Source organism: Citrobacter sp. MGH106, from assembly GCF_001037495.1.
GTDB classification, from domain to species: Bacteria; Pseudomonadota; Gammaproteobacteria; order Enterobacterales; family Enterobacteriaceae; genus Citrobacter; species Citrobacter murliniae.
The window spans coordinates 729,164-751,285 of the sequence record NZ_KQ089823.1 but is presented as its reverse complement, the minus strand read 5'-3'; the positions used below and the strand labels follow the sequence as shown (position 1 = coordinate 751,285).

The following is a 22,122-nucleotide window of genomic DNA, read 5'->3' as shown; positions in this document are numbered from 1 at the left end:
AGTCTCAGGGAGAACTCATCTCGGGGCAAGTTTCGTGCTTAGATGCTTTCAGCACTTATCTCTTCCGCATTTAGCTACCGGGCAATGCCATTGGCATGACAACCCGAACACCAGTGATGCGTCCACTCCGGTCCTCTCGTACTAGGAGCAGCCCCCCTCAATTCTCCAGCGCCCACGGCAGATAGGGACCGAACTGTCTCACGACGTTCTAAACCCAGCTCGCGTACCACTTTAAATGGCGAACAGCCATACCCTTGGGACCTACTTCAGCCCCAGGATGTGATGAGCCGACATCGAGGTGCCAAACACCGCCGTCGATATGAACTCTTGGGCGGTATCAGCCTGTTATCCCCGGAGTACCTTTTATCCGTTGAGCGATGGCCCTTCCATTCAGAACCACCGGATCACTAAGACCTGCTTTCGCACCTGCTCGAGCCGTCACTCTCGCAGTCAAGCTAGCTTATGCCTTTGCACTAACCTCCTGATGTCCGACCAGGATTAGCTAACCTTCGTGCTCCTCCGTTACTCTTTAGGAGGAGACCGCCCCAGTCAAACTACCCACCAGACACTGTCCGCAACCCGGATTACGGGTCTACGTTAGAACACCAGCCATTAAAGGGTGGTATTTCAAGGTTGGCTCCATGCAGACTGGCGTCCACACTTCAAAGCCTCCCACCTATCCTACACATCAAGGACCAGTGTTCAGTGTCAAGCTATAGTAAAGGTTCACGGGGTCTTTCCGTCTTGCCGCGGGTACACTGCATCTTCACAGCGAGTTCAATTTCACTGAGTCTCGGGTGGAGACAGCCTGGCCATCATTACGCCATTCGTGCAGGTCGGAACTTACCCGACAAGGAATTTCGCTACCTTAGGACCGTTATAGTTACGGCCGCCGTTTACCGGGGCTTCGATCAAGAGCTTCTCCTTACGGATAACCCCATCAATTAACCTTCCGGCACCGGGCAGGCGTCACACCGTATACGTCCACTTTCGTGTTTGCACAGTGCTGTGTTTTTAATAAACAGTTGCAGCCAGCTGGTATCTTCGACTGATTTCAGCTCCATGAGTAAATCACTTCACCTACATATCAGCGTGCCTTCTCCCGAAGTTACGGCACCATTTTGCCTAGTTCCTTCACCCGAGTTCTCTCAAGCGCCTTGGTATTCTCTACCTGACCACCTGTGTCGGTTTGGGGTACGATTTTGTGTTACCTGATGCTTAGAGGCTTTTCCTGGAAGCAGGGCATTTGTTACTTCAGCACCGTAGTGCCTCGTCATCACACCTCAGCGTTAATAAGGTACCGGATTTACCTGGAACCTCCGCCTACATGCTTAAACCGGGACAACCGTCGCCCGGCTAACATAGCCTTCTCCGTCCCCCCTTCGCAGTAACACCAAGTACAGGAATATTAACCTGTTTCCCATCGACTACGCCTTTCGGCCTCGCCTTAGGGGTCGACTCACCCTGCCCCGATTAACGTTGGACAGGAACCCTTGGTCTTCCGGCGTGCGGGTTTTTCACCCGCATTATCGTTACTTATGTCAGCATTCGCACTTCTGATACCTCCAGCACCCCTCACAGGACACCTTCAACGGCTTACAGAACGCTCCCCTACCCAACAACACATAGTGTCGCTGCCGCAGCTTCGGTGCATGGTTTAGCCCCGTTACATCTTCCGCGCAGGCCGACTCGACCAGTGAGCTATTACGCTTTCTTTAAATGATGGCTGCTTCTAAGCCAACATCCTGGCTGTCTGTGCCTTCCCACATCGTTTCCCACTTAACCATGACTTTGGGACCTTAGCTGGCGGTCTGGGTTGTTTCCCTCTTCACGACGGACGTTAGCACCCGCCGTGTGTCTCCCGTGATAACATTCTTCGGTATTCGCAGTTTGCATCGGGTTGGTAAGTCGGGATGACCCCCTAGCCGAAACAGTGCTCTACCCCCGAAGATGAGTTCACGAGGCGCTACCTAAATAGCTTTCGGGGAGAACCAGCTATCTCCCGGTTTGATTGGCCTTTCACCCCCAGCCACAAGTCATCCGCTAATTTTTCAACATTAGTCGGTTCGGTCCTCCAGTTAGTGTTACCCAACCTTCAACCTGCCCATGGCTAGATCACCGGGTTTCGGGTCTATACCCTGCAACTTAACGCCCAGTTAAGACTCGGTTTCCCTTCGGCTCCCCTATTCGGTTAACCTTGCTACAGAATATAAGTCGCTGACCCATTATACAAAAGGTACGCAGTCACCCCATAAAGAGGCTCCCACTGCTTGTACGTACACGGTTTCAGGTTCTTTTTCACTCCCCTCGCCGGGGTTCTTTTCGCCTTTCCCTCACGGTACTGGTTCACTATCGGTCAGTCAGGAGTATTTAGCCTTGGAGGATGGTCCCCCCATATTCAGACAGGATACCACGTGTCCCGCCCTACTCTTCGAGTTCACAACATGTGTGATTTTGTGTACGGGACTATCACCCTGTACCGTCGGACTTTCCAGACCGTTCCACTACCACACATGCTGATTCAGACTCTGGGCTGCTCCCCGTTCGCTCGCCGCTACTGGGGGAATCTCGGTTGATTTCTTTTCCTCGGGGTACTTAGATGTTTCAGTTCCCCCGGTTCGCTTCATTACGCTATGTATTCACGTAATGATAGTGTGACGAATCACACTGGGTTTCCCCATTCGGAAATCGCCGGCTATAACGGTTCATATCACCTTACCGACGCTTATCGCAGATTAGCACGTCCTTCATCGCCTCTGACTGCCAGGGCATCCACCGTGTACGCTTAGTCGCTTAACCTCACAACCCGAAGATGTTTCGTAAAACACCATCGTGTTGCGAAAATTTGAGAGACTCGAACACACCATTTATCTGCTCTTATTACGGAGAACAGACACAGTGTGTCGTTTCAATTTTCAGCTTGATCCAGATTTTTAAAGAGCAAAACTTCTTAATGCACTCGAAAGTACATTCAGAAGTTCATCATTCATCAGACAATCTGTGTGGACACTACAAGGAACGGTTCTTTAAGGTAAGGAGGTGATCCAACCGCAGGTTCCCCTACGGTTACCTTGTTACGACTTCACCCCAGTCATGAATCACAAAGTGGTAAGCGCCCTCCCGAAGGTTAAGCTACCTACTTCTTTTGCAACCCACTCCCATGGTGTGACGGGCGGTGTGTACAAGGCCCGGGAACGTATTCACCGTGGCATTCTGATCCACGATTACTAGCGATTCCGACTTCATGGAGTCGAGTTGCAGACTCCAATCCGGACTACGACATACTTTATGAGGTCCGCTTGCTCTCGCGAGGTCGCTTCTCTTTGTATATGCCATTGTAGCACGTGTGTAGCCCTACTCGTAAGGGCCATGATGACTTGACGTCATCCCCACCTTCCTCCAGTTTATCACTGGCAGTCTCCTTTGAGTTCCCGGCCGGACCGCTGGCAACAAAGGATAAGGGTTGCGCTCGTTGCGGGACTTAACCCAACATTTCACAACACGAGCTGACGACAGCCATGCAGCACCTGTCTCAGAGTTCCCGAAGGCACCAAAGCATCTCTGCTAAGTTCTCTGGATGTCAAGAGTAGGTAAGGTTCTTCGCGTTGCATCGAATTAAACCACATGCTCCACCGCTTGTGCGGGCCCCCGTCAATTCATTTGAGTTTTAACCTTGCGGCCGTACTCCCCAGGCGGTCGACTTAACGCGTTAGCTCCGGAAGCCACGCCTCAAGGGCACAACCTCCAAGTCGACATCGTTTACGGCGTGGACTACCAGGGTATCTAATCCTGTTTGCTCCCCACGCTTTCGCACCTGAGCGTCAGTCTTTGTCCAGGGGGCCGCCTTCGCCACCGGTATTCCTCCAGATCTCTACGCATTTCACCGCTACACCTGGAATTCTACCCCCCTCTACAAGACTCTAGCCTGCCAGTTTCGGATGCAGTTCCCAGGTTGAGCCCGGGGATTTCACATCCGACTTGACAGACCGCCTGCGTGCGCTTTACGCCCAGTAATTCCGATTAACGCTTGCACCCTCCGTATTACCGCGGCTGCTGGCACGGAGTTAGCCGGTGCTTCTTCTGCGAGTAACGTCAATCACTAAGGTTATTAACCTTAATGCCTTCCTCCTCGCTGAAAGTACTTTACAACCCGAAGGCCTTCTTCATACACGCGGCATGGCTGCATCAGGCTTGCGCCCATTGTGCAATATTCCCCACTGCTGCCTCCCGTAGGAGTCTGGACCGTGTCTCAGTTCCAGTGTGGCTGGTCATCCTCTCAGACCAGCTAGGGATCGTCGCCTAGGTGAGCCGTTACCCCACCTACTAGCTAATCCCATCTGGGCACATCCGATGGCAAGAGGCCCGAAGGTCCCCCTCTTTGGTCTTGCGACGTTATGCGGTATTAGCTACCGTTTCCAGTAGTTATCCCCCTCCATCGGGCAGTTTCCCAGACATTACTCACCCGTCCGCCACTCGTCACCCAAGGAGCAAGCTCCTCTGTGCTACCGTTCGACTTGCATGTGTTAGGCCTGCCGCCAGCGTTCAATCTGAGCCATGATCAAACTCTTCAATTTAAGTTTGATGCTCGTGAATTAAACTTCGTAATGAATTACGTGTTCACTCAGAGACTTGGTATTCATTTTTCGTCTTGCGACGTTAAGAATCCGTATCATTGAGTGCCCACACAGATTGTCTGATAAATTGTTAAAGAGCAGTTGCGACGCGCTTTAGCGCTCTGTCGCGAGGTGGCGTATATTACGCTTTCCTCTTTCAGAGTCAACCCTGAATGTCAGGATTTTTCTCTTCAACCGGACCGGCTGTTTGTGTGAAGTGATTCACATCCGCCGTGTCGATGGAGGCGCATTATAGGGAGTTCTCCGGCACCCGCAACCCTTAAATGTCAGAAAAATGACTGACTGCTGCATTCCACAGCAAAACCCTGCCTTATACCCTTTTACACACAGAGTTATCCACAAACAGCACGATCATTTCGACGATCCTCTCCCTGTAAGTGCGATCTTTAGTTGGCAAAATAAGGGTAAATATTGAATAAGAAAAATTCGCGAGCGTTGCGCAAACGTTTTCGTTACAATGCTGCGGCAAAACAAGGATGCCCCGTAAGGGGCGTTAGCTGAGTTTTTACGCAAAAACTCAGCTAACGCTCTCTGTTATAGTCAAATCCAGGGGATTTACCATGCAACAACGTCGTCCAGTCCGCCGCGCTCTGCTCAGTGTTTCTGACAAAGCAGGTATTATCGAATTCGCTCAGGCACTTTCCGCACGCGGTGTGGAATTGCTGTCTACAGGCGGCACCGCTCGCCTGTTAGCAGAGAAAGGTCTGCCAGTGACCGAAGTTTCCGATTACACCGGCTTCCCGGAAATGATGGATGGACGTGTGAAAACCCTGCATCCAAAAGTACACGGCGGCATTCTGGGTCGTCGCGGCCAGGATGACGGGATAATGGAACAACACGGTATTGCACCTATCGATATGGTTGTCGTTAACCTGTATCCGTTCGCCGAGACCGTCGCTCGTGAAGGCTGCTCGCTGGAAGATGCTGTAGAAAACATTGATATCGGCGGCCCGACCATGGTGCGCTCTGCCGCCAAGAACCATAAAGACGTTGCTATCGTGGTAAAGAGCAACGACTACGACGCCATTATTAAAGAGATGGATGCCAACGACGGCTCACTGACTCTCGATACCCGTTTCGATCTCGCCATCAAAGCCTTCGAACACACCGCCGCTTACGACAGCATGATTGCCAACTACTTCGGCAGCATGGTTCCGGCCTATCACGGTGAAAGCAAAGAAGCCGCTGGACGCTTCCCGCGTACTCTGAACCTGAACTTCATTAAGAAGCAGGATATGCGCTACGGCGAGAACAGCCACCAGCAGGCAGCCTTCTATATAGAAGAGAATGTAAAAGAAGCTTCTGTAGCTACCGCACAACAGGTACAAGGTAAAGCGCTTTCCTATAACAACATCGCTGATACTGACGCGGCGCTGGAATGCGTAAAAGAGTTCAATGAGCCAGCCTGTGTTATCGTTAAGCACGCCAACCCGTGCGGCGTGGCAGTAAGTACTTCTATTCTCGACGCCTACGACCGCGCGTACAAAACTGACCCGACCTCCGCGTTCGGCGGCATCATTGCCTTTAACCGCGAACTGGATGCAGAAACGGCACAAGCCATCATCTCCCGTCAGTTTGTTGAAGTGATCATCGCCCCGTCAGCCACTGCAGACGCACTGAAAATCACCGCCGCTAAGCAGAACGTTCGCGTCCTGACCTGTGGTCAATGGGCACAGCGTGTGCCGGGGCTGGATTTCAAACGCGTTAACGGCGGCCTGCTGGTTCAGGATCGCGACCTGGGTATGGTCACCGAAGGTGAACTGCGCGTGGTGAGCAAACGTCAGCCTACCGAACAAGAACTGCGTGATGCGTTGTTCTGCTGGAAAGTCGCGAAATTCGTCAAGTCTAACGCCATTGTCTACGCCAAAGAGAACATGACTATCGGCATAGGTGCAGGTCAGATGAGCCGTGTTTACTCTGCGAAGATCGCCGGGATTAAAGCTGCCGACGAAGGACTGGAAGTAAAAGGCTCCGCGATGGCATCTGACGCCTTCTTCCCGTTCCGTGATGGTATTGATGCCGCTGCCGCCGTTGGTGTGAGCTGTGTGATCCAGCCAGGCGGTTCCATTCGTGATGATGAGGTAATTGCTGCCGCCGATGAACACGGCATTGCAATGATCTTTACCGATATGCGCCATTTCCGCCATTAATCCACGGAGCAGACGATGAAAGTATTAGTTATTGGCAACGGTGGACGTGAGCACGCCCTGGCCTGGAAAGCTGCACAATCTCCATTGGTTAATACCGTTTTTGTTGCACCGGGCAATGCGGGTACCGCGTTAGAGCCCACACTGCAAAACGTAGCGATCAATGTTACCGATATTCCGGCTTTGCTGAGCTTCGCCCAGAACGAGAAAATTGATCTGACTATCGTTGGCCCGGAAGCGCCGCTGGTGATTGGCGTTGTCGATGCTTTCAGTGCTGCTGGTCTGAAGATCTTTGGCCCAACCGAAGGTGCCGCGCAGCTTGAAGGCTCCAAAGCGTTCACTAAAGATTTCCTCGCCCGTCATCACATCCCGACGGCGGAGTACCAGAACTTCACCGAAATCGAGCCTGCACTGGCGTATCTGCGTGAGAAAGGCGCTCCGATTGTCATCAAGGCCGACGGTCTGGCTGCCGGTAAAGGCGTTATCGTGGCGATGACGCTGGAGGAAGCTGAAGCCGCTGTGCACGATATGCTGGCAGGCAACGCTTTTGGCGATGCCGGTCACCGCATCGTAATCGAGGAGTTTCTTGACGGTGAAGAAGCGAGCTTTATCGTGATGGTTGACGGTGAGCACGTACTACCGATGGCTACCAGCCAGGACCACAAACGCGTAGGCAATGGCGATACTGGCCCGAACACTGGCGGTATGGGGGCTTACTCTCCGGCCCCGGTAGTGACTGACGAGGTTCACCAGCGCACGATGGAACGGATCATCTGGCCGACTGTGAAAGGGATGACGGCGGAAGGTAACACCTACACCGGTTTCCTGTACGCCGGTCTGATGATCGACAAACAAGGCAACCCGAAAGTTATCGAGTTCAACTGCCGCTTTGGCGACCCGGAAACTCAGCCGATCATGTTGCGCATGAAATCAGACCTGGTTGACCTGTGCCTCGCCGCCTGCGACGGTAAACTGGATGAGAAAACCTCCGAGTGGGACGAGCGTGCATCTCTGGGCGTGGTTATTGCTGCAGGCGGTTATCCTGGCAACTACAATACCGGTGATGAGATCCACGGCCTGCCGCTGGAAGAAATTGAAGGCGGTAAAGTATTCCATGCGGGCACGAAACTGTCTGATGACGATCGCGTGCTGACCAACGGTGGTCGCGTCCTGTGTGCCACCGCACTGGGGTATACCGTGGCCGAAGCGCAGAAACGCGCTTACGCCTTAATGACCGATATCCACTGGGATGGCAGCTTTAGCCGTAACGACATTGGCTGGCGCGCTATCGAGCGCGAGCAACGCTAACGCGAAATTTTCGCCAACAGCGTTTTACGCGTGATCCCTAACTGACGGGCGGCTTCAGTTTTGTTGCCGCCCGTTTTTTCCAGCGCCGCCAGAATAACCTCTTTTTCGACATCCACCAGCGGTTGAATCTCCAGACTGCTTTCTGCTTTTATCGGCGTCGCGGCAATTGCCATCGGCAGCTCACGCTCAGAGATATATTCTCCCGTCAGCAGAACCACTGCCCGTTCAATGGCGTTTTCCAGCTCGCGAATATTCCCCGGCCAGTCATAGTGGATCAACAGATCCATTGCCTGTGGGGTAAAGCCTTTCACCGCTTTGCGGTTACGCTGCGCAAAATGCTGCAAAAAATGTTCCGCCAGCAACGGAATATCTTCCCTACGCTGACGAAGCGCGGGCATTTCAATGGTGACCACATTCAGCCGGTAGTAGAGATCCTGACGAAAACGCCCGGCATTGACCTCTTGTGCTAAATCGCGGTGCGTCGCAGCTATCAGTCGGACATCGACAGCAAGAGTCTGGTTGCTGCCCACACGTTGAACTTCGCGTTCCTGAATCGCCCGTAGCAGACGCACCTGCATCAGCGGTGAAATATCGCCAATTTCATCGAGAAATAACGTACCACCGTCGGCTTCCACAAAGCGACCTTCCCGCCGTTTGTCGGCCCCCGTAAACGCCCCTTTTTCATGACCAAACAGTTCAGACTCCAGCAGGGATTCATTGAGTGCCGCGCAGTTCAGCGTCACCAGCGGTTTATTACAACGTGCGCTACTGGCATGCAGCGCACGGGCAACCAATTCTTTCCCCGTCCCGGAGTCTCCATGAATGAGCACTGTGGCATCCGACGGTGCCACCATCGCAATCTCATTAAGCAGTTGCTGCATCACCGGACTTCTGCCAATCATGCCAAACTGCGAAGCCGGAGCCGAAAGCGATTCAACGGTGGTATCCCGCGTATGCGCCAGCGACTTTTCCAGCGTCTCCTGCAGTCGGTCAAAGTCCAATGGCTTAATTAAATAGTCCAGCGCCCCGGCTTTGAGTGCTTCCACCGCCGTTTCGACGCTGGAAAATGCGGTCATAATCAAAATAGGTATCGCCGGATTCAGGACTTTTATCTCTTTCAGTGTTTCGATGCCATCCATCTCTGCCATACGCACATCGCACAGCACCAGATCAAAAACGTGTTCACGCACCTGCTCCAGCGCCTCCCGGCCACTATAGGCCAGTGATACGTTATAGCCCCAGCCGCGAAGCAGCGCCTGTAAAATCGTGCAGTGACTAATGTCATCATCCACAACCAGAATATCGATTTGTCCGTGAGTCATCCTTGTCTGTCCTGTTGTTTCGCTTTGATCGGCAGCCAGAGAGTAAAGACCGCGCCTTTGCCCTCAATACTTGTCACCTGAATGGTTCCGCCGTGCTGTTCAATGATGTTTTGCACCACCGCCAGCCCCAGACCAGTACCGTCGGCTTTCGTCGTGAAATAAGGCGTAAAAATGGCCTCCAGCTGTTCGGGCGCAATACCCTTTCCGCTATCAGTCACCACAATTTTAACCCGATCGGCACTACTTTCACTCACCTCAACCGTAATCGTACCCTGATGGCCAATGGCATGAATGGCGTTCAGGTACAGATTCAGCAGGACCTGCGTAAGCCGATCAGGATCAGCCTGAATAGCCGGTAAAGAGGTGTCTGCTGTAAACTGCAGCTGGATTTCCCGACTTAGGGCATCCTGGCTGACCAGATGCAGGGAGTGGTTGATGACCTCATTAAGATCCACCTTTTGCAGCGTCAGATGAGCAGGCTTCACCAGCTCCAGCAGTTCACTCACCACCCGGTTTAAACGGTCTGCCTCTTTCGCCATCACTTGTGCCAGTTCATGCGACTCACCACCCGCTGGCGTACGTTCGGCAAAATACTTCGCTAATCCTTTGATGGAAGACAGTGGGTTACGAATTTCATGCGCTACCCCTGCCGCCAGATGTCCGAGCGCCATCAATTTCTCTTTGCGCTTCATCGCATCCTGCAATTCTTTATACGAACGCTGATAGCGCTGATACCAGAAAAATGTCAGCACAGTTGCCAGCAGCACGGCCGCCAGCGCAGAAAGGACAATCAGTGTATTACGCCACTCTCTGGCCTGCGTTGCCGCCAGATCGCTGGCATCAAAGGCGATAAAAATGGTTTGCTCAGGCGTATTACTGTGCTCGTCATTACCGTCACAGCGCGCCATGCCGTGTCTTCCTGGACCATACATCGGCTGGAACTGGCGATAAATTTCCAGTACCGGCATTTTTTCGCCGTCATCGGCCGGTATATCGATACGCCGCCAGCGTTCCTGTTCCCCAGAATTTAGCTCTCGCAGCACATCTGGCGAATAGAGTGTTTTGCCAACCATCGCGGAATTACTGTGCGTAATGATGGTGCCATGCGTGTCTACGACAGCAAACCATAGCACCCCCGGTTGCACCGCCATTTCCTCCAGCAACGTTTGTTGCTGAGCATGATGCATACGCATTCCCATTCCCACACGCGTACCAGACTCAAGGGCGCGGATCAGCACACTCCCTTTTTCCAGTAACGTTTGCCGGGCGGCGTCGCTTTCCCGACCATAGTCCCGAATGGTCATAATAGAAAACCAGCCGACCAATATCAGGATTGCCGCCGGCAATAGTCTGCTCAGCCACTTTGCCGCCGTATCCTTATATAAACGCATACGTTCTCCCTTTCACCATCGTTACCTTGCTTCGTTTCAGGTATACAGCAGAAATCATGCCATTTTTTCTCCCTGATAACCCAGCCCTTCGGCACAAACAATTGAAAGTAGTGGGTAAAAATGACCCACCGGGACGTTCCGACGAGTCATTTTTACTCACTTCCAGCGGGCAAATATCTGAACGGCACCCGTAGCGTGGGGATCCGCAGGCTGGCACGGAAGATGCAATAGAGAAAATAAGATAACCAACAGGAGAACAAATGATGAAACGGAATAACAAAATGGGTCTGGCGCTGCTCGCGCTCTCTCTTATGGCTTTGGGCTCCACCTCAGCGTTAGCACAACATCACTGGGGCAATGGTAATGGGATGTCACAACAGGGCGGAATTCCAATGACCACTGAACAGCAGACTGCCGCCCAAAAAATATATGACGATTACTACACGCAGACCAGCGCATTACGCCAACAGCTGGTTTCCAAACGTTACGAATACAATGCGTTGTTAACCGCCAGCTCGCCGGATACTGCAAAAATTAATGCAGTGGCAAAAGAGATGGAGTCTCTGAATCAGTCACTCGACGAGCAGCGTGTTAAGCGGGATGTCGCGATGGCGCAGGCGGGTGTACCTCGCGCAGCCGGAATGGGTTACGGCGGATGTGGTGGTGGCGGTAACCATCGCGGCGGTGGTCATATGGGAATGGGTCACTGGTAAGCGTAGTCTGCCGAATGACGGCTTACGGTCCAGGTTTTCAGAAGGTCTTGGCTTTAGGTTGCCAGTGACAAAAATCCTCATTGGCGACCAGCAATAGCTGAGATCCTTCTGGCGCTTCCAGCCAGGCAACGCTTACATCTACCGATGAGTGGCTCTGGCGGCGCTCAATATGGTTTATTGCCCATGAATCTAAGTCGGGCTTAATTGTCTCGCCCTCGCAGGTGGTGACCGTGTTATTCGCATGCCAGCGTCCCTGACGTAATACAACACGCCCCTGACGCAACGCGTCGCTGGTCTGGCGGATTTGATCGGCACGGTAGCGGTAGAGCGCTATTTGATCGCTGGAAAGCTGCTGCTTTTGCCCGTCAACTTCACGCTGCATGAAACTCAGCTCGCCCCGGTCATCGAAGCGTATGCGAATATGCTCCGGCGGCTTGCTGTATACATTAAGTTCTATCAGAGAGAGCGAATCACCCTGCCAGCGGTATTCACTGGTAGTGGTCTCGCCTTTACGCCACGGACTAAATACCGAGAGCAAGTGAACATCGTCACTGGAATCTTTACGCCAGACGCGCACCGCCCCCTGATCGCCAACATAGCCGCTGGCCGTGAACGGAGGAAGCTCAGAATGGCGACTGCAGGCTGACAGCAACAGAACACCTGAAAGCCAAAGCGTATGACGCCAGATGGACAAAAGGGGCGAAACCGCCCCTTCGTTAAAACTGTTCACTGCCACGCGAATTACTTAACCGCGTCTTTCAGTGCTTTACCAGAAACAAATGCCGGTACGTTAGCTGCGGCGATTTTGATTTCTTTACCGGTCTGCGGGTTGCGGCCAGTGCGCTCAGCGCGGTGGTTCACTTTGAAGGTACCGAAACCAACCAGTTGTACAGCATCGCCTTCTTTCAGAGACTCAGTAATAGCAGCCAGAGTGGATTCCAGAGCAGCTTTAGCCTGGGTTTTAGACAGTTCTGCTTTGTCTGCAATTACATCAATCAGTTGAGTCTTGTTCATAAGTTATCCTTACAATGTGTTTATCGCTTGCTAAGCATCGAGTGCGACGGAAATGCCAAAAAAGCACTCTCCTGCATACACGCACCGATAGCCACTTTTTTTCGCCCCCCAAATGTAGACCAGACCGGGGGCGGATGGGAAGCCTTCAGGCACGACAAATCAGGCGTTAAATCACGTTTTGTTGTGTCATTGCTGAAAATTTATACCAATATTGCTCTCGCCAGCCTCGCGCAGGTCTGCACGCAGCCCTTTTATCAGTTCAATATCGCGTTCTTCACAGTCGGCCAAAAGTCGGAATATTTCCCACTGAATATCCCATTCTTGTTCAACGGCAGGGTTTTCTTTCAGCTCTTCATCGGTCATTTCGCGACCAGCCTGAGTCATTTCCAGCATCGCGACCGTCGTGATCGAAGCTTTACTGACTTCAATCGCGTGCTCGAGAGTTTCACCACTCAAACGTGAGTGCATCAATTCACTTAATGCCACGCAAGCATCAATTGCCGGATAAACGCCGTACAGATCGTAATCATCTGCCGACGGGATAGCCTCTTCAAACTTCTCCAGTTGGCTGTCAAAGTTGATTTTTGCATCTTTGACCGTCAGCGCTTCCCAAATCAAATCCAGAATTCGGCGGTAAATTTGCCCATCGCCAAACTCAGTTTGCTTACAGAACATGGCGTAGTTTGGGTACATGCGCTCGCACAGGCATGCCATAAAAGTGACGTGCTGCCAGCTTTCCAGCTTCTCCAGGCGCAAATGAATCGGATTTTGTAACATGTTGAGTTCTCAAATACGGAAATTAGCGGCAGTTTACCCGATATGGGGTGTTTTTGCTGCAAGCCGCGAAAATGCCGGGCGTTCCGATGCTACCGCATCCGCCCAGCGAGTCGGTTCCGGCAGACGATAGCCGTTCATACAGCGCTGCACCCACGCCAATGCGCTGTCCATGCTCACGCGATGACCAGTAGAGATAAACAGTGGATTACAGCGTGCTTTGCTACGCCAGACCCATGCCAGCTGCTCACCGTTATCCAGTAGCGGAGATAAGGCACCAGGTTCAGCGTCAAGCGGTTCAAATTTACCGCACAGTCGCTTTTTCGCCACACCAATTGTCGGCACATCCACCAGCAGACCAAAATGGCTAGCGACACCCAGACGGCGAGGATGGGAAATCCCGTGTCCGTCCACAAACAGCAGATCCGGCTTTTGTGATAAAAGCTGCCACGCCGCCATTAGTGCGGGAGTTTCACGAAAAGAGAGAAAACCGGGGATATACGGCATGGTGGTGGCGATACGCGCCACCTTGTATTCAACCAGCTCAAGCGTGGGGTATTTCAGCAAGACCATCGCGGCTCGCGTCACTTCACCGCCCTGCTCAAACCCAACATCCGCCCCACCGATCAGATCCGGCGGATCGTTCTCAAGGCGATCCTCCCGGATCACCGAAGAAGCCAGTTCAAGCTGTTTTGCGCGCAGCGACGCGAGATCCATGCTGATTCCTTAGCGGTGGTACTGTTCGGACAAGCGATGCACCGCCTCCACGAAGACACCCGCATGCTCTGGCGGCACGTCCTGGTGAATACCGTGACCAAGGTTAAAGACGTGCCCTTCGCCCTGACCAAACCCAGCGAGAATGGTCGCCACCTCTTCTTCGATACGAGCTGGCGGCGCATACAGCATGGACGGGTCCATATTGCCCTGCAGCGCCACGTTATGACCAACACGACGACGCGCATCAGCAATATCCGTCGTCCAGTCGAGACCTAATGCATCACAACCGGTTTCCGCCATCGCTTCCAGCCACTGTCCACCGCCTTTAGTGAACAGCGTTACCGGCACGCGGCGACCTTCGTTTTCACGCAGCAAGCCATCAACAATTTTGTGCATGTAGTAGAGAGAGAACTGCTGATAATCACGCCCGGTCAACACACCGCCCCAGGTGTCGAAGATCATCACCGACTGCGCACCCGCTTTGATCTGTGCGTTCAGGTACAAGGTGACGCTTTTCGCCAACTTATCAAGCAGCAGATGCAGAGCCTTAGGGTCGGCGTACATCATCTTTTTAATCACGGTGAAGGCTTTGCTGCTGCCGCCCTCTACCATATAGGTTGCCAGCGTCCACGGGCTACCGGAGAAGCCGATCAGCGGCACTTCGCCCTTCAGTTCACGGCGAATAGTACGTACCGCATTCATAACGTATCCCAATTCACCTTCAGGATCCGGAATCGGCAATTTATCAACATCGGCTTTACAGGTAATTGGCGAGGTAAAACGTGGACCTTCACCGGCTTCAAAATGGAGACCAAGCCCCATTGCATCCGGAATAGTCAGAATGTCCGAAAAGAGGATCGCCGCATCGAGTTTATATCTGCGCAACGGCTGTAGCGTCACTTCACATGCCAGCTCGGCATTTTTGCACAGCGACATAAAATCGCCCGCCTGTGCTCGGGTGGCTTTGTACTCCGGCAAATAGCGGCCCGCCTGGCGCATCATCCATACTGGAGTGACATCAACGGGCTGGCGCAGCAGCGCACGCAGGTAACGATCGTTCTTCAGTTCGGTCATTTTTATATTCCTTATAGCGTCAGACCGCCAGTGTATCACTACTCGAAGTTTACTCGTACTCGGCCCGACACATCGCGACGGTATCTTCGATCAGTCGACGCGCAACGGTTCCCGGCGGGGGAAGAAGCGGTAAATCATCGTAGCGATACCAGTTCGCTTCCAACAGCTCTTTCGGGTCGATTACAATCTCGCCACTGTCGTACTCTGCCATAAATGCGGTCATCAACGACTGCGGAAACGGCCACGGTTGGGAGGTGACGTAGCGCAGGTTCTTCACCTTGATACCGCTCTCTTCCATCACTTCACGTGCTACCGCCTGTTCTAATGTTTCCCCCACTTCGACAAAACCTGCCAGCACGGTATGCACGCCATTGCGATGGCGAACATGTTGGGCAAGAAGAAGGCTGTCATCACGGCGGATAGCAACGATAATGCAGGGCGCAATTTGCGGGTAGTAGCGTTCACGGCAGTGGCTGCACAACATCGCCCATTCGGTTTTACTCGGGTACATAGCATGGCCGCAGTAACCGCAGAATTTGTGCGAGCGATAGAACTCCGCCAGTTGCACACCGCGTCCGGCCAGTTGAAACAATCCTACATCCTGATCGATAACCTGACGCACCGAGCCCATATCATGCCGTCGCTGCTGCTGCACCAGCCAGACCGTATCCCCTTCCCATTCGCCGATCGGCAGTGCGCGCTGTCCTACCAGATCAAAATTTGCCGCTTCACCATATGGCAGCTCTCCGCGAGGTAGCCAAATTTTTTGCTCATGGCTGACAATCCACCAGCCGCTGTCTAATTTTTCAATTATACGATCCATATCTCTTGCGCAACCTTTGCTTCACAGGCATGTTGTTTACATTATTTTTACATTTATGGGCGAGCAGTTCTTAAACATCACTTGCGGAGTCAATCATGCTAAACCAGCTGGAAAGCCTGACGGAGCACGTCGGAGGAAGTAATAAACTGGTTGATCGCTGGCTACATGTACGTAAGCACCTGCTCGTGGCTTACTACAATCTGGTTGGCATTAAGCCTGGCAAAGAATCGTACATGCGGCTCAATGAAAAAGCGCTGGATGATTTTTGTCAAAGCCTGGTCGATTACCTATCCACCGGACACTTCAGTATTTATGAACGTATTCTCCATAAATTGGAAGGGAACGGGCAGCTTTTAAAAGCAACAAAAATTTGGCCATCACTGGAAGCCAATACGCAGCTGATCATGGACTATTATGATTCCAGCCTGGAAACCGCGATTGATCATGATAACTTCCTTGAATTTCAAAAGGCTTTGTCCGATCTTGGCGAGGCACTGGAAGCCCGGTTTGTGCTGGAAGATAAGCTGATTATGCTGGTGTTTGACGCGATGCATGACAATGCCATGATCAAACGTCCTGCTTGAGATCTGCAGCATTAACGAGTAGTTTACATTCATTACCTCTAATCATCAGAGGTTGCTTCTTGTCGGAGTGCCTTACGTGAAAGCGTAGGCTGAGACCGTTAATTCGGGATCCGCGGAACCTGATCAGGCTAATACCTGCGAAGGGAACAAGAGTAATTCAGCTTTATGCTGCTGCCTTCACGGGCGGCGCGCATCCATTACTCAATCCGTCGTCTGACAAGCCATATCCTTACTTTTTTTGGAATGAGCTATGTCTGCCACTACTAAACCATCACGTCGCGAACAGCGCGCCCAGGCCCAACACTTTATCGATACCCTGGAAGGAACCGCCTTTCCTAACTCGAAACGCATCTACATAACCGGTTCGCAGCCGGATATCCGTATTCCGATGCGTGAAATCCAGCTTAGTCCGACGCTGACCGGCGGTTCGAAAGACAATCCGCAGTTTGAAGATAACGAAGCTGTACCGGTGTACGATACCTCCGGCCCGTACGGCGATCCGGATGTGGCGATTAATGTCCAGAAGGGGCTGGCAAAGCTGCGCCAGCCATGGATTGCAGCACGTAACGACAGCGAAGAGCTTAATGACCGCAGCTCGGCGTACACCAAACAACGTCTGGCCGATGATGGCCTTGACGAGTTACGCTTCACTGGCCTGCTGACCCCAAAGCGCGCCAAAGCCGGTAAGCGCGTCACGCAACTGCACTACGCCCGTCAAGGGATCGTCACCCCTGAGATGGAGTTTATCGCTATCCGCGAAAACATGGGCCGCGAGCGTATTCGTAGTGAAGTCTTACGCCACCAGCACCCGGGGATGAGCTTTGGCGCACGCCTACCAGAAAATATCACGCCGGAATTTGTGCGTGATGAAGTCGCCGCCGGACGCGCCATCATACCTGCCAACATCAACCACCCGGAATCGGAACCGATGATTATCGGCCGCAATTTTCTGGTGAAGGTCAACGCCAATATCGGCAACTCAGCGGTCACCTCTTCCATCGAAGAAGAGGTCGAAAAACTGGTGTGGTCTACACGCTGGGGGGCGGATACGGTGATGGACCTTTCTACAGGTCGCTATATTCACGAAACTCGCGAATGGATCCTGCGTAACAGCCCGGTACCAATCGGTACCGTACCGATCTACCAGGCGCTGGAGAAGGTCAACGGGATCGCCGAAGATCTGACCTGGGAAGCGTTCCGCGACACACTGCTGGAGCAGGCAGAACAGGGCGTCGACTACTTCACCATCCACGCAGGCGTGCTGCTGCGCTACGTACCAATGACCGCCAAACGTCTGACCGGGATTGTTTCGCGCGGCGGTTCAATTATGGCGAAATGGTGTCTTTCGCATCACAAAGAGAACTTCCTGTTTGAGCACTTCCGCGAAATTTGCGAAATCTGCGCCGCCTATGATGTTTCGCTCTCATTAGGCGACGGCCTGCGTCCTGGCTCGATTCAGGATGCCAACGACGAGGCGCAATTCTCCGAGCTGCATACGCTGGGAGAACTGACCAAAATTGCCTGGGAATATGACGTACAGGTGATGATTGAAGGCCCGGGCCATGTACCGATGCAGATGATCCAACGCAATATGACCGAAGAGCTTGAACACTGCCATGAAGCGCCGTTCTACACCTTAGGACCGTTGACCACCGATATCGCGCCAGGTTATGACCACTTCACCTCCGGCATTGGCGCCGCGATGATTGGCTGGTTCGGATGTGCGATGCTCTGTTACGTCACGCCGAAGGAGCATCTCGGCCTGCCGAACAAAGAGGATGTAAAACAGGGGCTGATCACCTACAAGATTGCCGCGCACGCCGCTGATTTAGCCAAAGGCCATCCTGGTGCGCAAATCCGTGATAACGCCATGTCGAAAGCACGCTTTGAATTCCGCTGGGAAGACCAGTTTAATCTGGCGCTCGACCCATTCACCGCCCGCGCCTATCACGATGAAACCCTGCCGCAGGAGTCAGGCAAAGTCGCCCACTTCTGCTCGATGTGCGGACCGAAATTCTGCTCAATGAAAATCAGCCAGGAAGTTCGCGACTACGCCGCCGCGCAAACCATTGAAGTCGGCATGGCCGATATGTCAGAAAACTTCCGCGCCAAAGGTGGCGAAATCTACCTGAAAAAGGAGGAAGCGTGATGTATCAGCCTGATTTTCCTACGGTGCCTTTTCGTCTCGGCCTTTACCCGGTCGTCGACAGCGTGTTGTGGATTGAGCGTCTGCTGGAAGCAGGCGTGCGCACGATCCAACTGCGCATTAAAGACAAGCGAGATGGAGAAGTTGAAGCCGACGTGGTTGCCGCCATTGCGCTGGGGCGGCGCTACAACGCCCGGCTGTTTATCAACGACTACTGGCGACTGGCAGTCAAACACCAGGCTTACGGCGTGCATCTGGGACAGGAAGACCTCGAAACCACCGACCTGAAGGCTATTCAGGCTGCAGGTTTGCGCCTTGGTGTGTCGACCCACGATGATATGGAGATCGACGTGGCGCTCGCCGCTCGCCCGTCTTACATCGCACTAGGACATGTCTTTCCGACGCAAACCAAACAGATGCCATCTGCCCCACAGGGGCTGGCACAACTGACGAACCATATTAAGCGGCTGGCTGATTACCCCACCGTCGCTATCGGCGGAATAAGCCTTGAACGAGCGCCAGCAGTGCTGGCTACCGGTGTCGGTAGTATTGCCGTGGTTAGTGCAATCACTCAGGCCGCAAACTGGCGTACTGCCACGACCCAACTGCTCGGAATCGCGGGAGTCGGCAATGAATGATCGTGATTTTATGCGCTACAGCCGCCAAATATTACTGGGCGATATTGCCATTGAGGGCCAGCAAAAGCTCAACGCAAGCCACGTGCTGATTATCGGTTTAGGCGGATTAGGTTCACCCGCAGCGCTGTATCTGGCGGGTGCGGGCGTAGGAACACTGGTACTGGTTGACGATGACGATGTGCATCTGAGCAACCTGCAACGCCAGATCCTGTTCACTACCGATGATATCGCCCGGTCAAAATCGCAGGCTGCGCAGCAACGACTGACGCGGCTCAACCCGGATATCGAACTGGTAGCATTACAGCAGCGTCTGACGGGCGATGCCCTCAGACATGCCGTTGCACATGCCGACGTGGTGCTCGACTGTACCGATAACATGGCGACCCGCCAGGAGATCAACGCCGCCTGCGTGGCGCTGAATACGCCTCTCATCACCGCCAGCGCGGTCGGTTTTGGAGGTCAGTTAATGGTACTCACGCCCCCCTGGGAACAGGGCTGTTACCGCTGCCTGTGGCCAGATGATGTGGAACCGGAACGCAATTGTCGCACTGCGGGCATTGTCGGTCCGGTCGTCGGAATAATGGGAACGTTGCAGGCACTGGAAGCCATCAAATTGCTGAGCGGCATTGAAACACCCACTGGTGAATTACGCCTGTTTGACGGTAAAACCAGCCAGTGGCGCAGCCTGGCGCTGCGTCGTGCCAGCGGTTGTCAGGTATGTGGGGGGCAACATGCAGATCCTGTTCAATGATGAACCTATACAGTGTATCGAGGGACAAAACGTCAGCAACCTACTGGTTCAGCTTAATCAGCTTAAACCCGGTACAGCGCTGGCGCTGAATCAACAGATCCTGCCGCGCGAGCGGTGGGAGCAGCAAATCGTGCAGGAAGGCGACCAGATCCTGCTTTTTCAGGTTATAGCAGGGGGTTGATATGTTACGAATTGCCGACAAAACGTTTGATTCACATCTGTTCACCGGGACCGGAAAATTTGCGTCATCGCAACTGATGGTGGACGCCATTCGTGCTTCTGGTAGCCAGTTAGTGACGCTGGCAATGAAGCGCGTGGATTTACGTCAGCACAACGACGCGATCCTGGCGCCATTGGTCGAGGCTGGCGTGACACTGCTACCCAACACGTCGGGAGCAAAAACGGCGGAAGAAGCTATCTTTGCTGCACAACTGGCGCGTGAAGCGCTGGGGACAAACTGGCTGAAGTTAGAAATTCACCCGGACGCCCGCTGGCTGCTACCGGACCCGATAGAAACGCTGAAAGCCGCCGAAGCACTGGTGAGGCAGGGATTCATAGTGCTCCCCTACTGTGGCGCTGACCCGGTGTTGTGCAAGCGGCTGGAAGAAGCTGGTTGTGCGGCAGTAATGCCGCTCGGTGCGCCTATAGGCTCCAACCAGGGGCTGGAAACGCGAGCCATGCTGGATATCATCATTCAGCAAGCGACCGTCCCGGTGGTCGTTGACGCAGGTATCGGCGTACCCAGCCACGCCACACAGGCACTGGAAATGGGTGCCGACGCGGTACTGGTCAATACAGCGATAGCTGTGGCGGACGATCCAGTGATGATGGCAACCGCCTTCCGCCTGGCAGTTGAAGCGGGTGTTTTGGCTCGTCAGGCGGTACCGGGAAGCCGCAGTTCACACGCGCAAGCCACCAGCCCGTTAACTGGATTCCTGGAGGTAATGGCATGAATACGTTCAGCGATCGCTGGCGACAACTGGACTGGGACGACATCCGCCTGCGTATCAACGGTAAGACTGCGGCTGACGTACAACGGGCTCTCAACGCTTCGCAGCTTAGTCGCGATGACCTGATGGCTCTGCTCTCTCCTGCTGCTGCTGACTATCTGGAGCCACTGGCGCAGCGGGCGCAGAAACTTACCCGCCAACGCTTTGGTAACACAGTGAGTTTTTACGTTCCGCTGTACCTTTCCAATCTGTGTGCCAACGACTGTACCTACTGCGGTTTTTCAATGAGTAACCGCATCAAGCGTAAAACGCTGGATGACGTGGAGATTGCTCGCGAGTGCGAGGCCATTCGCAAGCTGGGATTTGAACATTTGTTGCTGGTGACTGGGGAGCATCAGAGTAAGGTCGGCATGGATTACTTCCGTCGCCATTTACCCGCTATTCGTCGCCAGTTTTCCTCTTTACAAATGGAGGTACAACCGCTGTCAGAAGCGGAATATGCAGAACTAAAGGCGTTAGGACTGGATGGCGTAATGGTTTATCAGGAGAGCTATCACGAGGCGATTTACGCCCATCATCATCTGAAGGGGAAAAAGCAGGACTTCTTCTGGCGGCTGGAAACGCCGGACAGACTGGGTCGTGCCGGAATCGACAAAATTGGTCTTGGGGCGTTGATTGGCCTATCCGACAGCTGGCGGGTTGATTGCTACATGGTGGCCGAACATCTGCTGTGGATGCAACAACATTACTGGCAGAGCCGTTATTCTATCTCCTTCCCGCGCCTGCGTCCGTGCACCGGGGGTATAGAGCCGGCATCAATTATGGACGAGCGTCAACTGGTACAAACCATTTGCGCATTTCGCTTGCTGGCTCCGGAAATTGAACTGTCGCTCTCCACCCGCGAGTCGCCGTGGTTTCGCGATCACGTCATTCCGCTGGCAATTAACAACGTCAGCGCCTTTTCAAAAACGCAGCCCGGTGGTTATGCCGACAATCATCCTGAACTGGAACAGTTCTCTCCTCACGACGACCGTCGCCCGGAAGCCGTTGCCAACGCACTGATGGCAAAGGGGTTACAGCCCGTATGGAAAGACTGGGATAGCTATCTTGGACGCGCTTCGCAAACGCGATGAACC

The 22,122-nt window shown here is 53.4% G+C and carries 18 protein-coding genes, 2 rRNA genes and 1 riboswitch; of the genes, 10 read left to right on the top strand and 10 right to left on the bottom strand.

Annotated elements, in window-relative coordinates:
• Together SK36_RS23065 and SK36_RS23060 are read right to left on the bottom strand one after the other, a co-directional pair.
• Window positions 1–2,799: ribosomal RNA gene (locus SK36_RS23065) — 23S ribosomal RNA — on the bottom strand; the annotation flags it as partial.
• Between the two features lie 233 nt (window positions 2,800–3,032).
• A 16S ribosomal RNA gene (locus SK36_RS23060) occupies window positions 3,033–4,574 on the bottom strand.
• 620 nt (window positions 4,575–5,194) lie between these two features.
• On the opposite strand from SK36_RS23060, the gene purH reads away from it, so the two are divergent.
• Window positions 5,195–6,784: a bifunctional phosphoribosylaminoimidazolecarboxamide formyltransferase/IMP cyclohydrolase gene (gene purH, locus SK36_RS23055; RefSeq protein WP_048223467.1), complete on the top strand. Its 1,590-nt coding sequence runs from the start codon at window positions 5,195–5,197 to the stop codon at window positions 6,782–6,784.
• 15 nt (window positions 6,785–6,799) lie between these two features.
• Window positions 6,800–8,089 (top strand): phosphoribosylamine--glycine ligase, encoded by a 1,290-nt coding sequence (gene purD, locus SK36_RS23050; RefSeq protein WP_048223464.1) that lies wholly within the window; start codon window positions 6,800–6,802, stop codon window positions 8,087–8,089.
• Here purD and zraR read toward each other — a convergent pair.
• The gene (gene zraR, locus SK36_RS23045; RefSeq protein ID WP_045438396.1) at window positions 8,086–9,411 is read right to left on the bottom strand and encodes a sigma-54-dependent response regulator transcription factor ZraR; all 1,326 of its coding nucleotides are present in this window, start codon (window positions 9,409–9,411) and stop codon (window positions 8,086–8,088) included. The genes purD and zraR overlap by 4 nt on opposite strands.
• Window positions 9,408–10,802 carry a two-component system sensor histidine kinase ZraS gene (gene zraS, locus SK36_RS23040; protein ID WP_045438393.1) on the bottom strand — a complete coding sequence of 465 codons (1,395 nt, stop codon included), beginning with the start codon at window positions 10,800–10,802 and terminating at the stop codon, window positions 9,408–9,410. The genes zraR and zraS overlap by 4 nt, the downstream gene beginning before the upstream one ends.
• Before the next feature lie 263 nt (window positions 10,803–11,065).
• On the opposite strand from zraS, the gene zraP reads away from it, so the two are divergent.
• The gene (zraP, locus tag SK36_RS23035) at window positions 11,066–11,515 is read left to right on the top strand and encodes a zinc resistance sensor/chaperone ZraP (protein ID WP_045449394.1); all 450 of its coding nucleotides are present in this window, start codon (window positions 11,066–11,068) and stop codon (window positions 11,513–11,515) included.
• 37 nt (window positions 11,516–11,552) lie between these two features.
• Here the strand turns inward: zraP and SK36_RS23030 are convergent, their stop codons facing one another.
• The 6 genes from SK36_RS23030 to nudC all read right to left on the bottom strand — a co-directional run bounded on the left by SK36_RS23030 (window position 11,553) and on the right by nudC (window position 15,917).
• Window positions 11,553–12,245 carry a DUF1481 domain-containing protein gene (locus SK36_RS23030; RefSeq protein ID WP_045449391.1) on the bottom strand — a complete coding sequence of 231 codons (693 nt, stop codon included), beginning with the start codon at window positions 12,243–12,245 and terminating at the stop codon, window positions 11,553–11,555.
• An 11-nt stretch (window positions 12,246–12,256) separates the two neighbouring features.
• On the bottom strand, window positions 12,257–12,529 hold the full coding sequence (gene hupA, locus SK36_RS23025) for a nucleoid-associated protein HU-alpha (protein ID WP_001044509.1): 273 nt from the start codon (window positions 12,527–12,529) through the stop codon (window positions 12,257–12,259).
• A gap of 186 nt (window positions 12,530–12,715) precedes the next feature.
• Entirely contained in the window at window positions 12,716–13,306 is a 591-nt protein-coding gene (locus SK36_RS23020) for a YjaG family protein (RefSeq protein WP_003842015.1), read from the bottom strand.
• Window positions 13,307–13,339: 33 nt separating this feature from the next.
• Window positions 13,340–14,020, bottom strand: coding sequence for a deoxyribonuclease V (nfi, locus tag SK36_RS23015; protein ID WP_048223462.1), 681 nt, complete (start codon window positions 14,018–14,020; stop codon window positions 13,340–13,342).
• 9 nt (window positions 14,021–14,029) lie between these two features.
• A complete protein-coding gene (gene hemE, locus SK36_RS23010) occupies window positions 14,030–15,094 on the bottom strand; it encodes a uroporphyrinogen decarboxylase (RefSeq protein WP_045438381.1) in 1,065 nt (354 codons plus the stop codon).
• Between the two features lie 49 nt (window positions 15,095–15,143).
• Window positions 15,144–15,917, bottom strand: a complete 774-nt coding sequence (nudC, locus tag SK36_RS23005) for an NAD(+) diphosphatase (RefSeq protein ID WP_045438378.1) — start codon at window positions 15,915–15,917, stop codon at window positions 15,144–15,146.
• A gap of 95 nt (window positions 15,918–16,012) precedes the next feature.
• Here nudC and SK36_RS23000 point away from each other — a divergent pair, with 95 nt between their 5' ends.
• From SK36_RS23000 to thiH, 7 genes are all read left to right on the top strand, one after another.
• Window positions 16,013–16,501, top strand: coding sequence for an Rsd/AlgQ family anti-sigma factor (locus SK36_RS23000; protein ID WP_045438375.1), 489 nt, complete (start codon window positions 16,013–16,015; stop codon window positions 16,499–16,501).
• Between the two features lie 53 nt (window positions 16,502–16,554).
• Window positions 16,555–16,664: riboswitch (TPP riboswitch) on the top strand.
• A gap of 87 nt (window positions 16,665–16,751) precedes the next feature.
• The gene (gene thiC / locus SK36_RS22995; protein WP_048223461.1) at window positions 16,752–18,650 is read left to right on the top strand and encodes a phosphomethylpyrimidine synthase ThiC; all 1,899 of its coding nucleotides are present in this window, start codon (window positions 16,752–16,754) and stop codon (window positions 18,648–18,650) included.
• On the top strand, window positions 18,650–19,285 hold the full coding sequence (thiE, locus tag SK36_RS22990; RefSeq protein WP_048223459.1) for a thiamine phosphate synthase: 636 nt from the start codon (window positions 18,650–18,652) through the stop codon (window positions 19,283–19,285). Before thiC ends, thiE begins: the two co-directional genes overlap by 1 nt.
• Window positions 19,278–20,036, top strand: a complete 759-nt coding sequence (thiF, locus tag SK36_RS22985) for a thiazole biosynthesis adenylyltransferase ThiF (protein ID WP_045438360.1) — start codon at window positions 19,278–19,280, stop codon at window positions 20,034–20,036. Before thiE ends, thiF begins: the two co-directional genes overlap by 8 nt.
• A complete protein-coding gene (gene thiS / locus SK36_RS22980) occupies window positions 20,017–20,217 on the top strand; it encodes a sulfur carrier protein ThiS (RefSeq protein ID WP_045438358.1) in 201 nt (66 codons plus the stop codon). The genes thiF and thiS overlap by 20 nt, the downstream gene beginning before the upstream one ends.
• A 1-nt stretch (window position 20,218) precedes the next feature.
• The gene (thiG, locus tag SK36_RS22975) at window positions 20,219–20,989 is read left to right on the top strand and encodes a thiazole synthase (RefSeq protein ID WP_045438356.1); all 771 of its coding nucleotides are present in this window, start codon (window positions 20,219–20,221) and stop codon (window positions 20,987–20,989) included.
• Window positions 20,986–22,119 carry a 2-iminoacetate synthase ThiH gene (thiH, locus tag SK36_RS22970; protein WP_048223457.1) on the top strand — a complete coding sequence of 378 codons (1,134 nt, stop codon included), beginning with the start codon at window positions 20,986–20,988 and terminating at the stop codon, window positions 22,117–22,119. Before thiG ends, thiH begins: the two co-directional genes overlap by 4 nt.
• Window positions 22,120–22,122: the final 3 nt, after the last annotated feature.